The following is a 12,904-nucleotide window of genomic DNA, read 5'->3' on the forward strand; positions in this document are numbered from 1 at the left end:
GCTTACACCCCCGCCGGAACTTGCTTGTGCCAGTCGGTCGCGCGCTGGAACGCGTCGGCGACCTGCAGCATCCGGGCTTCGTTGAAATAGTTGCCGATGATCTGCAGACCGACCGGGCGCTTCGCGTTCGCGCCGGCGCCGAAGCCGCACGGCACGCTCATGCCGGGCAGGCCCGCGAGGCTCACCGACAGCGTGTAGATGTCCGCGAGATACATCTGCACCGGATCGTCGCCCTTCGCGCCGAGATCCCATGCGACCGTCGGCGACGCCGGGCCCATGATCACGTCGCAGGACTTGAACGCTTCCTGGAAATCGTTCGCGATGATGCGGCGGATCTTCTGCGCCTGCAGGTAGTACGCGTCGTAGTAGCCGTGCGACAGCACGTAGGTGCCGACGAGAATCCGGCGCTTCACCTCGGGGCCGAAGCCTTCGGCGCGCGACTTCTTGTACATGTCGAGCAGGTCGCCGTATTGCGCGGCGCGGTGGCCGAAGCGCACGCCGTCGAAACGCGACAGGTTCGACGACGCCTCGGCCGGCGCGATCACGTAATACACGGGGATCGACAGTTCCGTCTTCGGCAGCGACACGGGCACGAGCGTCGCGCCGAGCGCCTCGTACTGCTTGAGCGCCGCGTCGATCGACGCGCGCACGTCGTCGGCGAGGCCGTCGCCGAAGTATTCGTTCGGCAGGCCGATGCGCAGTCCCGCGAGCGGCTTGCCTGCCTCGTTGCCCGGCGCCCACGGCTGGCCGAGGTGGCGCGTGAAGTCTTCGTCGTCGCGCTCGAGGCTCGTCGAGTCGCGCTCGTCGAAGCCGGCCATCGCGTTGAGCAGCAGCGCGCAGTCGGACGCGCTCTGCGCCATCGGGCCGCCCTGGTCGAGCGACGACGCGAATGCGATCATCCCGTAGCGCGACACGCGGCCGTAGGTCGGCTTGATGCCCGTCACGCCCGCGAACGACGCCGGCTGGCGGATCGAGCCGCCGGTGTCGGTGCCGGTCGCGGCCGGCGCGAGACGCGCGGCGACGGCCGCCGAGCTGCCGCCCGAGCTGCCGCCCGGCACGGCGTTCGTGTCCCACGGGTTCTTCACGGCGCCGAACGCCGAATTCTCGTTGGACGAGCCCATCGCGAACTCGTCCATGTTGGTCTTGCCGAGCGTGACCATGCCGGCCGCCTGCAGGCGGGCCACGACGGTTGCGTCGAACGGGCTCTCGTAGTTCGCGAGCATCTTCGAGCCGGCGGTCGAGCGCCAGCCGCGCGTGACGAACACGTCCTTGTGCGCGATCGGCAGGCCGGTCAGCGCGCCGCCCGCGCCGCGCGCGAGTTCGGCGTCGGCGGCCTTCGCCTGCGCGAGGGTGAGGTCGGCGTCGACGTGGACGAACGCGTTCAGGTCGCGTGCCGCTTCGATCCGTTTCAGGTAGAGCTGCGCGAGCTCGACGGCCGAGCATTCCTTGGCGGCGAGCGCAGCGCGCAGTTCGGTCAGGCTTTTTGCGTGCATTGAGTGTTTTCCTGGGAATTCTGGGTGGCGCGCGGCGCGAAGGCGGCGCGCTTGTCATCGAATGCTTACTCGATCACCTTCGGCACGAGATACAGGCCGTCCTGGACGGCCGGCGCCGGACGCTGGTTGTCGTCGCGATTGACGACTTCCGTCACGGCGTCGTCGCGCAGGCGCTGCGCGACTTCCTGGATCTGTTCGATCGGGTGGGCGAGCGGCGCGATGCCGGCGGTGTCGACCGCCTGCATCTGCTCGACGAGGCCGAAGAATTCATTGAGCTGGCCGAGCGTATGCTCGGCGTCGGCGTCGGCCATTTCGAGTCGCGCCAGGTGCGCGATGCGTTTCACATCGGTCAGGGTCAGGGCCATGCGATCACCGGAAAAACAAGGCTGCGCAGCGCATCGAAAGCAGCGCTGCGGCGGGGGGTTGGAGGGTGCGATCCCACCCTCAAAAATCGGGGCCGAAGCGGCAAAAATACCGTCCGTTTCGATTCAAATACCGCGAAATTATAAGGTATCATTACGCGTTCGACCCAAACCCGGCAGCCTTTTCCCGCACCGTTTCGCCCGCTTCGGCAAGCCGTGCGTGCTTCGTGCGATTCCCGGTAGACATTACTCGCAGCTTCGTGCGCCGCGGCGGCCGCTTCCGCCGCGTTTCCCGAGGCTGTTATTTTTTCCGCTGCCGCCCTCAGCGTTCGCTATGCAGGGCCGGCCCAGAGCGAAACAGGATTCTGAATGTTCGGTTTTTTGCGCAGCTACTTCTCCAACGATCTGGCGATCGACCTCGGCACCGCAAACACCCTGATCTACATGCGCGGCAAGGGCATCGTGCTCGATGAGCCGTCCGTCGTGTCGATTCGCCAGGAAGGCGGCCCCAACGGCAAGAAGACGATCCAGGCGGTCGGCAAGGAAGCCAAGCAGATGCTCGGCAAGGTGCCCGGCAACATCGAGGCGATCCGGCCGATGAAGGACGGCGTGATCGCCGACTTCACCGTCACCGAGCAGATGATCAAGCAGTTCATCAAGACGGCGCACGAGTCGCGCATGTTCTCGCCGTCGCCGCGCATCATCATCTGCGTGCCGTGCGGCTCGACCCAGGTCGAGCGCCGCGCGATCAAGGAAGCGGCGCACGGCGCCGGCGCATCGCAGGTCTACCTGATCGAGGAGCCGATGGCGGCCGCGATCGGCGCCGGCCTGCCGGTGTCGGAAGCCACGGGCTCGATGGTCGTCGACATCGGCGGCGGCACGACGGAAGTCGGCGTGATCTCGCTCGGCGGCATCGTCTACAAGGGCTCGGTGCGCGTCGGCGGCGACAAGTTCGACGAGGCGATCGTCAACTACATCCGCCGCAACTACGGGATGCTGATCGGCGAACAGACCGCCGAGGCGATCAAGAAGGAAATCGGCTCCGCTTTCCCGGGCTCCGAAGTCAAGGAAATGGAAGTGAAGGGCCGCAACCTGTCGGAAGGCATTCCGCGCAGCTTCACGATCTCCAGCAACGAAATCCTCGAAGCGCTGACCGATCCGCTGAACCAGATCGTGTCGTCGGTGAAGATCGCGCTCGAGCAGACGCCGCCGGAACTCGGCGCCGACATCGCCGAGCGCGGGATGATGCTGACGGGCGGCGGTGCGCTGCTGCGCGACCTCGATCGCCTGCTCGCGGAAGAAACCGGCCTGCCGGTGCTCGTCGCCGAAGATCCGCTCACCTGCGTCGTACGCGGTTCGGGCATGGCGCTCGAGCGCATGGACAAGCTGGGCAGCATCTTCTCGTACGAGTGATCGCCTAAGCAGTCCCGTTTGAGATGACGCACCCGCGGCGTGGCCGGATCGCTCGTTCAGAACGAACCGCCACGCCGTTTGCGCGTCTGAGCATTATTTAACCGATCCCACGCGCCCGGCGCCGACCATGGAATACAGTCCGCCGCCCCTCTTCAAGCAAGGTCCGCCCGCGCTCGCGCGGCTCATCTTCTTCGTCGCCCTCGCCATCGCGCTCCTCGTGTCGGACGCGCGCTTCAGCACGCTCGAAATTGTCCGCGGCGTGCTCGGCACCGTGCTGTACCCGCTGCAGCGCGCGGCGCTCGTGCCACGTGACCTGTTCATGGGCGCGGCCGACATCGCCGTCACGGGTGCATCGCTGCGTCACGAGAACGACGCGCTGCGCAAGCGCAACCTGCAGCTGTCCACGCAGGCCAACCAGGCCGCGGTGCTCACGCAGGAAAACATGCACCTGCGCGCGGTGCTCGAGCTGCGCCAGCACATCGCGACGCAATCGACGCCCGTCGAGATCCAGTACGACACGAGCGACCCGTTCACGCAGAAGATCGTGATCGGGCAAGGTTCGCAGCAGGGCATCCAGAACGGCGCGCCGGTGGTCAGCGAGGACGGCGTGGTCGGCCAGATCACGCGCGTGTTCCCGCTGCAGGCCGAAGTCACGCTGATCACCGACCGCGATCTCGCGATTCCCGTGCAGGTGCTGCGCACCGGCCTGCGCAGCGTGATCTACGGCACGCCGAAGGGCGATTCGCTCGACCTGCGCTTCGTGCCGACGAGCTCGGACCTCGTCGCCGGCGACGAACTCGTGACGAGCGGCCTCGACGGCGTGTACCCGCCGGGCCTGCCGGTCGCGAAGGTCGTGCGCGTCGACAAGCTCGCCGATACCGCGTTCGCGCGCGTGACCTGCGCGCCGGTCGCCGCCGTGCGCGGCGCGCGCCAGATGCTCGTGCTGCACTATCAGAACGACGTCCCGCCGCGCCCGGCCGAGCCCGAGCTGGCCGCCGAGAAGAACGCGAAGGGCAAGAAGGGCGCCAAGGCCGCTGCGAAGGGCGAAAAGGGCGACAAGACCGAAAAGGCCGACGCGAAAGCGGCCGCCGCGGCCGCGCCCGGCGCGAAACCCGCGCCGCCGGCCGCCGCCGCTCCGGCCACGCCCGCCGTCGCGCCCGCGAAGCCCGCGGCCGGGCAACCAGGAGCCCAGCGATGAACCGCCCGCAATACATCCTGCAGCCGGTCAACCCGTACTTCATCGTCTTCAGCCTCGCCGCCGCGTTCCTGCTGAACCTGATGCCGTGGGGCCGCCTGCCCGGCGTACCGGATTTCGTCGCGCTCGTGCTGCTGTTCTGGAACATCCACCAGCCGCGCAAGGTCGGGATGGGCGTCGCTTTCGCGCTCGGCATCCTGATGGACGTGCACGACGCGGGGCTGCTCGGCGAGCATGCGCTCGCCTATACGCTGCTGTCGTACGGTGCGATCACGATCCACCGGCGCGTGCTGTGGATGCCGATCGGCGTGCAGGTGCTGTACGTCACGCCGCTGCTCGTCGGCGCGCAACTGGTGCCGTTCGTGATCCGCCTCATGATGGGCGCCGCGTTTCCCGGCTGGCGCTATCTGGTGGACGGCTTCGTCGAGGCCGCGCTGTGGCCGATTGCGAGCCACCTGCTGCTGATGCCGCAACGCCGCCCGGTCGACCCGGACGATACGCGCCCCATCTGAGCCGGACCGACCTTGAATACCCGCCGCCCCCACGCCCGCGCGCCGCGCTCCGGGGCGGCTCTTCGCCCGCGCACGGCCCTCCTCGCCCGCGCACGGCCAGATCGATCGTAACCGCATGACCGAATTCAACGACACCCAACAGCAGCTCTCGAAGTTCCGCCTGCGCGTCGCGGCGGCGGGCGTGTTCGTGTTCGTCTGCTTCGGGCTGCTCGCGAGCCGCTTCTTCTACCTGCAGCTGATGCAGCACGGCAAATACGCGCTGCAGGCCGAGGAAAACCGCATCTCGGTCGCGCCGATCGTGCCGAACCGCGGGATCATCACCGATCGCAACGGCGTGGTCCTCGCGAAGAACTATTCGGCGTACACGCTGGAGATCACGCCGTCGAAGCTCGACGACACGCTCGACAACACGATCGACAAGCTGTCCGAGATCATCCCGATCGACGCGCGCGACCGTCGCCGCTTCAAGAAGCTGCAGGAAGACTCGAAGAACTTCGAGAGCCTGCCGATCCGCACGCGCCTCACCGACGCGGAAGTCGCGCGCTTCACCGCGCAGCGCTTCCGCTTCCCCGGCGTCGACGTGCGCGCGCGCCTGTTCCGCCAATACCCGCTCGGCATGACGGCCGCGCACGTGATCGGCTACATCGGCCGCATCTCGAAGCGCGACCAGGATCGCATCGACGCGATGAGCGACGACAACGACAGCGATCAGGAACACTACGATCCGCGTCGCGACGCGAACAACTACAAGGGCACCGACTACATCGGCAAGATCGGCGTCGAGCAGAGCTACGAAACCGAGCTGCATGGCCTCACGGGCTTCGAGGAAGTCGAGGTCACGGCTGGCGGCCGGCCGGTGCGCACGCTGTCGCGCACGCAGGCGACGCCCGGCAACAATCTCGTGCTGTCGCTCGACATCGGGCTGCAGCAGGTCGCCGAGCAGGCGTTTGCCGGCAAGCGCGGCGCGCTCGTCGCGATCGAGCCGAAGACGGGCGACGTGCTCGCGTTCGTGTCGTCGCCGAGCTTCGACCCGAACTCGTTCGTCGACGGCATCGACCAGCAGACCTGGGACGAGCTGAACAACTCGCCCGACAAGCCGCTCCTGAACCGCCCGCTGCACGGCACCTACCCGCCCGGCTCGACGTACAAGCCGTTCATGGCGCTGGCGGGCCTCACGCTCGGCAAGCGCTCGCCGGGCTGGGGCTTCCAGGATCCCGGCTACTTCACGTTCGGCGGCCATACGTTCCGCAACGACGTGCGCTCGGGCCAGGGCTGGGTCGACATGAACAAGGCGATCATGGTGTCGAACGACACCTACTTCTACATGCTCGCGCGCGACCTCGGCGTGAATGCGATCGCGAACTTCATGAAACCGTTCGGTTTCGGCCAGATCACCGGCATCGACATCCAGGGTGAGGCGCGCGGCATCCTGCCGTCGACCGACTGGAAGAAGAAGGCGTTCAAGAAGGCCGCGCAGCAGAAGTGGTTCGACGGCGAGACGATCAGCCTCGGGATCGGCCAGGGCTACAACTCGTTCACGATCCTGCAGCTGGCGCACGCCACGGCGACGCTCGCGAACAACGGCGTCGTGATGAAGCCCCACCTCGTGAAGGAAGTCGAGGATCCGATCACGCGCGGCCGCCATCTGACCGTGCCGAAAGAAAGCGAAACGATCCCGCTCAAGCAAGCCGACATCGACGTCGTGAAGCGCGGGATGGAGAACGTGATCGAGAACCCGTCCGGCACCGCGTACAAGGTGTTCCGCGGCGCACCGTACCTCGCGGCCGGCAAGACCGGTACCGCGCAGGTGTTCTCGCTGCAGGGCTCGAACTACAAGGGCCACCTGCTGGCCGAGCACTTGCGCGATCACGCGCTGTTCATCGCGTATGCGCCGGTCGACCATCCGCAGATCGCCATCGCGCTGATCGTCGAGAACGGCGGCTGGGGCGCGCAGGCCGCAGGGCCGATCGCGCGCCGCGTGCTCGACTTCTACCTCGTCGATCGCCAGAAACCGGAGAACGAGGCGGCCGCCGTCGCCGCCGCCGCGTCGGCGACCGAGCCGATCAACGCACCGGTGATCGGCGATGCATCGAAGACCGTGTCCGTCGCGGCCGGCTTCAAGGCACTGCCGCAGCCCGTCGTGCCGGCCGCGGCCAGCGCGGCGGATGCGGCATCGGCCGCGTCGGCGCCCGATGCGTCGGGTGCGGCCGGGGCAAGCGCGGCGCAGCCGGCCGTCGCGAGCGCCGCGGCGCCGATGGCCGCGAGCCTGCCGCCGATCCGGCGCCCGCACCGGCCGCGCCGGCCCGCCAGCGACGCGCAGCCGCTTGCCACCGCGCCGCGCGACGACAACTTCCGTGCCCTGGCCGCCGCGAAAGCGGCGAACGCCGGCACCGCTCAATAACGGAGAAAGGCATGCAATTCGACAAGCGCGCCTGGCTCGACAAGATCAAGCAGATGTTCGCGGGTTTCGACCGCCCGCTCGCCCTCATCGTGTTCCTGCTGCTGTGCGTCGGCATCGTCACGCTGTACAGCGCGTCGATCGACATGCCGGGCCGCGTCGAGGACCAATTGCGCAACATCCTGCTGACGTTCGTGCTGATGTGGGTGATCGCCAACATTCCGCCGACGACGCTGATGCGCTTCGCGGTCCCGCTGTATTCGTTCGGGGTCGCGCTACTGGTCGCGGTCGCGCTGTTCGGGATGACCAAGAAGGGCGCGAAACGCTGGCTGAACGTCGGCGTCGTGATTCAGCCGTCGGAAATCCTCAAGATCGCGACACCGCTGATGCTCGCGTGGTATTACCAGCGCCGCGAAGGCGGGCTGCGCTGGTACGATTTCGTCGCCGCGTTCGGGATCCTGATGGTGCCGGTCGGACTGATCGCCAAGCAGCCCGACCTCGGCACGGGCCTGCTCGTGTTCGCGGCCGGCTTCTTCGTGATCTATCTCGCCGGCCTGTCGTTCAAGCTGATCGTGCCGGTGCTTGTCGCGGGCGTGATCGCGGTCGGCTCGATCGCCGTGTTCGAAGAGCGCATCTGCCAGCCCGAAGTGCAGTGGCCGCTGATGCACGACTACCAGAAGCACCGCGTGTGCACGCTGCTCGACCCGACCTCCGACCCGCTCGGCAAGGGCTTCCACACGATCCAGGCCGTGATCGCGATCGGCTCGGGCGGCGTGCTCGGCAAGGGCTACCTGAAAGGCACGCAGGCCCACCTCGAGTTCATTCCGGAGAAACACACCGACTTCATCTTCGCGGTGTTCTCCGAAGAATGGGGGCTCGTCGGCGGCCTCGTGCTGCTGACGCTGTACATGGCGCTGATCGCTCGCGGGCTCTATATCGCCGCGCAGGGCGCGACGCTGTTCGGCCGGCTGCTCGCGGGATCGCTCACGCTCGCGTTCTTCGTCTATGCGTTCGTCAACATCGGGATGGTGAGCGGCGTGCTGCCCGTCGTCGGCGTGCCGTTGCCGTTCATGAGCTACGGCGGCACCGCACTCACGACGCTCGGCATCGCGATCGGGATGATCATGAGCGTCGGGCGACAGCGACGGCTGATGAAGAGCTGACGCCACGGCGCGACACATCGCCGCCGGCAGCGCAGTCGCGACAATGAAAAACGGCGCCTCGTGAACTGCACCCCAAAAGTTGGACTAGATCCAACCTTTGGGTTGTTTTTCATTGGGCAGGTCGAATGCGGTACGTGCCGCCCGCTCACTGCGGCGTCGCGCGCGGGCTCACGTGGTCCGTGCCGGCGCCCGATGCCGGCTCTTGCGTCTTCAGGCGCGCGCTCAGCTCCTTGAATTTCAGCCCGGCCGTCTCGTCGCCCTGCGCGGCCGCGGCCGCGTAATACGCGCGCGCGATGTTCAGGTTCTGCGTGACGCCGTCGCCGCCGCGCTCGTAGAACGACGCGGTGACGTACTGCGCGGTCGGCTCGCCCGCGTCGGCCGCCTGCTTGTACCACGCGAACGCCTGCCGGTTGTCGCGCGGCGTGCCGCGCCCGTCGAGGAACTGGTTCGCGAGCGACAGCTCGGCCTGCACGTGCCCCTGCTTCGCCGCGCGCAGGAACCAGCGGTGCGCCTCGGCCGGATTGCGCGCGACGAACTCGCCGTCGTCGAACATCCGCCCGTACACGTACTGCGCATGCGACATGTTCGCGTCGGCCGCCCGTTTCAGCCAGCGCAGCCCTTCGTCGACGTTCGCGGTCACGCCGACGCCGGTGAGCAGCATCATCGCGTAGTTGAACTGCGCGAGCCGGTCGCCGCGTTCGGCCGCGTCGTGGAACTGCACCAGCGCCGCGCGATAGTCGCCGGCGTTGTAGTCGGCCACCGCGGATTGCGTCTCGCGCGCCGGGTCCGGCTTCGCATGCGGCGCATTCTGCGCGACCGCCGCGACGCACACGGCCCACAGCCCGAGCATCGCGCCGATCCGCCCGCGTACGCCGATCGTATGCCGCGCGCCGTCCCCACCGTTCATGACCGCACCTCCTGCAGCGCCTGGCGCGTCGCGCGCAGCAGCCAGCTCACGTCGGCCGACAGCGTGATCATCCGGTAGCCTGCCTCGCGATACTGACGCGCACTCGCGGTATCGCTCGCGAAGATGCCGACCGCGACACCGGCCTGCTTGCCGGCCGCGAGCACGCGCGCCATCGCGGCTTCGACGTCCGGGTGGCGGCTGTCGCCGAGATGCCCGAGGCTCGCCGCCAGATCCGCCGGACCGACGAACAGGCAGTCGACGCCCGGCGTCGCGGCGATCCGCTCGACTTCATCGATGCCGCGCGCCGATTCGATCTGCACGATCACCGCGACCTGCGCGTTCGCCGTCTGCAGGTAATCGCGGCGCATGCCGAATGCCGCCGCACGCACCATGCCGGCCACGCCGCGCAGCCCATCGGGGGAATCCAGCGACGGAAAGCGGGTGAGCCGCACTGCGTGCGCGGCCTCGTCGGGCGTCTCGATGCACGGGAACATCAGCGTGCGCGCGCCGGCATCGAGCGCGCGCTTCACGAGCCACGGCTCGCGCCCCGGCACGCGCACGACGGGCTCGCTCGGCAGGTGCGCGGCGGCCAGCGCGCGCAGTTGCGACGCGACGTCGCGGCTGTCGTTCGGCGCGTGCTCCATGTCGATGCAGAGCCAGTCGTAGCCGGCGTGCGCGAGCGCTTCCGCGGCCGTTTCGCAGCCGAGCGACAGCCACAGGCCGTACAGCGGCTCGTCGCCGTCGTGCAGACGTTGTTTGAGGGAATTGGTGAGCGTGCTCATCGATACGGCCTCCGGGACGGAACGGCAATCGAACGGGACAAGCAACAAGCGAAGCGGGCGCAATACGCGGCGCCGCCAAGCACGGCGGCACCGAACCGGGCCCTGGAACGTCAGTCGGTCGTGGGCGGACGATCTGACGGCGCGGGCCGCGCGGCGGCGGCGCACGGATGCGTTTTCCGGTGCCACGCAGCGATCATAGCGCGGCGTTACGCGAAATGTGGGAACAGGCGGGGAGCGGCGTCCGACAAGGCTTCGCGGCGCCGTGGCAGGCAGCCCGCGCCGGTTGGCGAGGCTGCCGAAAAGACAGGATCAGCGGCCCGGCTGACGCTCGACGTCGGCCCAGCAGTTCGGCGTTTCGTACAGACGAACGCGTTCCAGGCGCAGGTTCACACCGTAATGCGCGTCGTACACGTTCGCGAGGATATCGAACGCGATCGCCGCGAGGTTCTCGACGGTCGGGATCCGGTCGAGCACGACAGTCTTGTGGTCGGCCATCTGCTCGAGGAACGAGCGCACGACTTCGTCGCGCGCGTAGACCAGGAACGCGTGATCCCACTTGTTGACGAGGTGCTCGACCGCGAGCGCCTTCACGTCGGCGAAATCCATCACCATGCCGCGGTCGGGCGCCCCCTCGGTATCGACGAGATCGCCGCGCAGCGTGACTTCGAGCACGTAACGATGGCCGTGCAGATTCCGGCACTGGCTGCGGTGATCGGGAATGCGGTGGCCCGCGTCGAATTCGAGTTTTCGGGTAATCAGCACGATGTCAAAAGCCGTGGCTCAGGGAATGTTCAGATATTTGTGGGTCTGCATCGACAGCCGCCACTGCGGATGCCGCTTGCACCAGTCGATCGCGAGCTTCGTATTGAGATCGCGCGACGGGCCGTCCATCGGCTGCACGAGAAAATACTCGAAATCGAGCTTCGCGTAGTCGGCAAGCCGCTGGTTGTCCTGCGGGATCACGACCTTCAGTTCGTTGCCCTTCGTGACGACGAGCGGCGCGTCGGCCTTCGGGCTCACGCAGATCCAGTCGATCGTCTCGAGCACCGGCAGCGAGCCGTTGGTCTCGATCGCGATCTCGAAGCCTGCCGCGTGCAGCGCGTCGACGAGCGGCTGGTCGAGCTGCAGCATCGGCTCGCCGCCCGTGCAGACGACGAAGCGGTGCGCTTCGCCGTCCGGCCACAGCCCGGCGATCGTCGCCACCAGCGCCTCGGCGTCCTTGAACTTGCCGCCGTTCTCGCCTTCGGTGCCGACGAAGTCCGTATCGCAGAAGCGGCACACGGCGTCCGCCCGATCCTCTTCGCGACCCGACCACAGATTGCAGCCGGCGAACCGGCAGAACACGGCCGGACGGCCAGCGTTCGCGCCCTCGCCCTGCAACGTGTAGAAAATTTCCTTGACCGCGTAAGTCATCGTGCTTCGTCCGGCTCGCGCCGCTCGTTGTCGATCAGAATCCGTTATTCATCCAGCGCTGCCGGCGCACCCGCTTCACAGCGGCGCTTCGGTCACCCGCTCGCCCTTCAGGTAGGCCTCGTAGCCGCGCTTGCGCAGCTTGCAGGCCGGGCATTCGCCGCAGCCGAAGCCCCAGTCGTGCAGTTCCGCGCGCTCGCCCACATAGCATGTGTGCGTCTCGACGCGGATCAGCTCGACGAGCGCCTCGCCGCCGAGTTGCTCGGCGAGTTGCCAGGTCTGTGCCTTGTCCAGCCACATCAGCGGCGTCTCCAGCACGATGCGCGTGTCCATCCCGAGATTCAGCGCGACCTGCAGCGCCTTCATCGTGTCGTCTCGACAGTCCGGGTAGCCCGAGAAATCGGTCTCGCACATCCCGCCGACCAGCACGCGCAAGCCGCGGCGATAGGCAATCGCGGCCGCGATCGTCATGAACAGCAGGTTGCGGCCCGGCACGAACGTGTTCGGCAAGCCGTTCGCCGCGGTCTCGATCTCGATCGTGCGCGTCATCGCGGTATCGCTGATCGCGCCAAGCACCGACAGGTCGATCATGTGATCGTCGCCGAGACGGCCGGCCCAGGCGGGAAACTGACGCTTCAGCGCATCGCGCACGCCTTCGCGACATTCGAGTTCGACGCGATGGCGCTGGCCGTAATCGAAGCCGAGCGTCTCGACCGTCTGGTAGCGTTCCAGGGCCCAGGCCACGCACGTGGCCGAGTCCTGCCCGCCGGAAAACAACACGAGCGCGCCGTCTTTAGCGTCTGTCCGAATCACCGTGATACTCCGTGAATGTGTAGGCTCGCGTCGCGCTGCGCCCCGGGGCCGGCTGCCGCCGGACGGCCCGACGCGTGCCGGCCTGCGCCGGCTCGACCAGTATAGGCAGCGCGGTCGGCCGCGAACGCGGCAGCGCGCTTATACCGCCCATCGCGCGGCATCGTTGCCGCGCGTCACGGCGGCGCCTGCTGGCTGCCCTGCCGTGCGTATGAAGCGGTGCGCTAAGTCATTGAGCGGGCACGGATTTTATCACGCCCCGGCGAATGCTGCCGGGCGCGCCGCCGATGCCGCGCAAACCCACCACAAACGAAAAACCCCAAGAATCTTCCGATTCTTGGGGTTGGAACTGCTGGTGGCCTGGGACGGAATCGAACCATCGACACGCGGATTTTCAATCCGCTGCTCTACCAACTGAGCTACCGGGCCAACGAAGAAGAGAAATTATATCCACCCATC

At 67.5% G+C, this 12,904-nt stretch carries 12 protein-coding genes and 1 tRNA gene; 5 read left to right on the forward strand and 8 right to left on the reverse strand.

The features are described from left to right. Positions 1-2: 2 nt before the first annotated feature. Together gatA and gatC are read right to left on the reverse strand one after the other, a co-directional pair. On the reverse strand, positions 3-1,493 hold the full coding sequence (gatA, locus tag WI26_RS15065; protein ID WP_059468630.1) for an Asp-tRNA(Asn)/Glu-tRNA(Gln) amidotransferase subunit GatA: 1,491 nt from the start codon (positions 1,491-1,493) through the stop codon (positions 3-5). Positions 1,494-1,558: 65 nt separating this feature from the next. Then, positions 1,559-1,858: an Asp-tRNA(Asn)/Glu-tRNA(Gln) amidotransferase subunit GatC gene (gatC, locus tag WI26_RS15070; RefSeq protein ID WP_006407213.1), complete on the reverse strand. Its 300-nt coding sequence runs from the start codon at positions 1,856-1,858 to the stop codon at positions 1,559-1,561. Between the two features lie 366 nt (positions 1,859-2,224). Between gatC and WI26_RS15075 the strand changes: the two genes are divergently transcribed. The 5 genes from WI26_RS15075 to rodA all read left to right on the forward strand — a co-directional run bounded on the left by WI26_RS15075 (position 2,225) and on the right by rodA (position 8,536). Further along, complete coding sequence (locus tag WI26_RS15075) at positions 2,225-3,268, forward strand: rod shape-determining protein (RefSeq protein ID WP_004189550.1); 1,044 nt, start codon at positions 2,225-2,227, stop codon at positions 3,266-3,268. A gap of 127 nt (positions 3,269-3,395) precedes the next feature. Then, positions 3,396-4,466, forward strand: a complete 1,071-nt coding sequence (gene mreC / locus WI26_RS15080; protein WP_059468631.1) for a rod shape-determining protein MreC — start codon at positions 3,396-3,398, stop codon at positions 4,464-4,466. Next, positions 4,463-4,975: a rod shape-determining protein MreD gene (gene mreD / locus WI26_RS15085; RefSeq protein ID WP_011886346.1), complete on the forward strand. Its 513-nt coding sequence runs from the start codon at positions 4,463-4,465 to the stop codon at positions 4,973-4,975. The genes mreC and mreD overlap by 4 nt, the downstream gene beginning before the upstream one ends. 115 nt (positions 4,976-5,090) lie before the next feature. Beyond that, complete coding sequence (gene mrdA, locus WI26_RS15090) at positions 5,091-7,376, forward strand: penicillin-binding protein 2 (RefSeq protein WP_069226289.1); 2,286 nt, start codon at positions 5,091-5,093, stop codon at positions 7,374-7,376. Between the two features lie 11 nt (positions 7,377-7,387). After that, the gene (rodA, locus tag WI26_RS15095) at positions 7,388-8,536 is read left to right on the forward strand and encodes a rod shape-determining protein RodA (RefSeq protein ID WP_059448422.1); all 1,149 of its coding nucleotides are present in this window, start codon (positions 7,388-7,390) and stop codon (positions 8,534-8,536) included. 145 nt (positions 8,537-8,681) lie between these two features. Here the strand turns inward: rodA and WI26_RS15100 are convergent, their stop codons facing one another. From WI26_RS15100 to WI26_RS15125, 6 genes are all read right to left on the reverse strand, one after another. Then, on the reverse strand, positions 8,682-9,443 hold the full coding sequence (locus WI26_RS15100) for a tetratricopeptide repeat protein (protein WP_069226290.1): 762 nt from the start codon (positions 9,441-9,443) through the stop codon (positions 8,682-8,684). Continuing rightward, complete coding sequence (locus WI26_RS15105) at positions 9,440-10,225, reverse strand: HpcH/HpaI aldolase family protein (protein ID WP_069226291.1); 786 nt, start codon at positions 10,223-10,225, stop codon at positions 9,440-9,442. The genes WI26_RS15100 and WI26_RS15105 overlap by 4 nt, the downstream gene beginning before the upstream one ends. A gap of 309 nt (positions 10,226-10,534) precedes the next feature. Continuing rightward, positions 10,535-10,987 (reverse strand): 6-carboxytetrahydropterin synthase QueD, encoded by a 453-nt coding sequence (gene queD, locus WI26_RS15110; RefSeq protein ID WP_044847357.1) that lies wholly within the window; start codon positions 10,985-10,987, stop codon positions 10,535-10,537. 18 nt (positions 10,988-11,005) lie between these two features. Continuing rightward, entirely contained in the window at positions 11,006-11,638 is a 633-nt protein-coding gene (gene queE, locus WI26_RS15115) for a 7-carboxy-7-deazaguanine synthase (RefSeq protein WP_069226292.1), read from the reverse strand. Positions 11,639-11,713: 75 nt separating this feature from the next. Then, positions 11,714-12,448: a 7-cyano-7-deazaguanine synthase QueC gene (queC, locus tag WI26_RS15120; protein WP_059504443.1), complete on the reverse strand. Its 735-nt coding sequence runs from the start codon at positions 12,446-12,448 to the stop codon at positions 11,714-11,716. Between the two features lie 350 nt (positions 12,449-12,798). After that, positions 12,799-12,874 (reverse strand) — tRNA-Phe (locus WI26_RS15125). Positions 12,875-12,904 lie beyond the last annotated feature (30 nt).

The sequence above is a fragment of the Burkholderia diffusa genome (assembly GCF_001718315.1).
GTDB lineage: Bacteria > Pseudomonadota > Gammaproteobacteria > Burkholderiales > Burkholderiaceae > Burkholderia > Burkholderia diffusa_B.